This is a genomic window from Christiangramia aquimixticola, assembly GCF_048285835.1.
Lineage (GTDB): Bacteria > Bacteroidota > Bacteroidia > Flavobacteriales > Flavobacteriaceae > Christiangramia > Christiangramia aquimixticola.
The window spans coordinates 1-302 of record NZ_JBLVTL010000206.1; the positions used below are offsets into that span (position 1 = coordinate 1).

At 41.4% G+C, this 302-nt stretch carries 1 protein-coding gene; it reads left to right on the forward strand.

Annotated features, from left to right (window positions below):
* Positions 1-13: 13 nt before the first annotated feature.
* Positions 14-302, forward strand: a 289-nt coding sequence (locus tag ACNKXV_RS14150) for a PAS domain-containing protein (protein ID WP_417908357.1), incomplete at its 3' end; no start/stop codon positions are given.

A 302-nucleotide genomic window follows, 5' to 3' on the forward strand; every position in this document is an offset into this window, starting at 1 on the left:
CTTTGAAAAATTGATGTATGATGAGCTGGGACGCTTCAATGGGGGGATGGGGATCTGCACCGACATCACTGAGCAATACCAATCCGAGAAAGAGATCATTGAAAGTGAAAACCGACTCAGGGCTTTGATCAATAACCTTCCTGATGTGATTTTTATTTATGACAATGAGGGAAAAGTGTTGGATTTTCATATTCAGGGAAGAGAAAATCTACTTGAACCGGCCTCTCACACGTTGGGTAAGAAGTTGGAAGAATTTGTTCCTCAGGATCAGTTGAATGAAATCTTGTCAGCATTTCGACAAG